General features: G+C 70.7%; 1 protein-coding gene. It reads left to right on the top strand.

The annotated features are described in order from the left end of the window. Positions 1-8 precede the first annotated feature (8 nt). Complete coding sequence (locus ACFWF3_RS36800) at positions 9-1,055, top strand: alpha/beta hydrolase (protein WP_379318860.1); 1,047 nt, start codon at positions 9-11, stop codon at positions 1,053-1,055. Positions 1,056-1,115: the final 60 nt, after the last annotated feature.

Genomic DNA, 1,115 nt, shown 5'->3' with positions numbered 1-1,115 from the left:
GGTGCGCGATGGTAGCCACAAAGATCACCGGCGTGATGGGTGGGCTCGCGCCCGTGGCCCCGATCAGCACCGCCGAGAGGCCGGAGTCGGGCATCATCGTCAACTCCGGCCGGACCAGTACCTCCTCGCGAGTCCTGATGGGCGCCTGCCTCGGCCTGATCGGACCGCTGCTGCGCACGGTGCCCATCAACCGGGCCACCATTCCGGTCGGCGCCGTCGCGGTCGACCTGCTGTCGCGGCTGCGGCCCGAACCGCACGGTATCGAGCGCGAGCAGATCCAGCTCCAGGGCTTCAAGATGGAAATGGTGCGGCCCGCGGGCGGATCTCGCGCGTTGCGCCACGGTGCGTTGCTGTACATGCACGGCGGCGGCTTCGCGGTCTGCGGATTGCAGACACACCGCGCGGTCGTGGCCGGACTGGCCCGGCGCACCGGACCGCCCGTCCTCAATGTCGAGTACCGGCAGCTGCCCGGTGATTCGATCGACACCTCGATCGACGACTGTGTGCTCGCGTACCGCTGGCTGCTGCGCCACGGGGCCGATCCGGCGCGCATCGTGTTCGCCGGCGACTCGGCGGGTGGGTTCCTGACCTTCGCGACCGCGATCCGCTCGCGCGAGATCGGCCTGCCGCTGCCCGCCGCCCTCGTCGGCCTCAGCCCGCTGCTCGATCTGGACTACCGGGCCAAAGAGGGCTACGTCAATGTCAACCGGGACGCCTACATTCCGCTGAAGGGCCTCGAGGCGGTCGTCCACCTGGGCGCCGAGCACGCCGGTCCGCTCGATCCCGCGCTGTCGCCGGTCAACGCCGAGCTGGCCGGGATGCCGCCGGTGCTGCTCATCGCCGCCGAGGACGAGCTCCTGCGCTACGACTGTGAACTGATGGCCCACCGGCTCACCGCCGCGGGCGTGCCCAACACCCTGGAGCTGTGGCGCGGGCAGGTGCACGCGTTCATGAGCATCCTGCCGAGCATGCCGGAGAGCCGTTCGGCGCTGGGACGGGTGGCGAAGTTCGTCCGCACCGCGGTGGAACCGGCCCAGCGGGCACGTACGGCCTGAGAACGGCTCGGGCGGTCCTGACCACGGTCGGCCGACCGAGCCACCTCCGACACGAAGAAG

The sequence above is a fragment of the Nocardia sp. NPDC060220 genome (assembly GCF_042727815.1).
In the GTDB taxonomy this organism is placed as follows: domain Bacteria; phylum Actinomycetota; class Actinomycetes; order Mycobacteriales; family Mycobacteriaceae; genus Nocardia.
The sequence above is the reverse complement of the archived record's forward strand: the minus strand, read 5'-3'. Positions and strand labels throughout refer to the sequence as shown.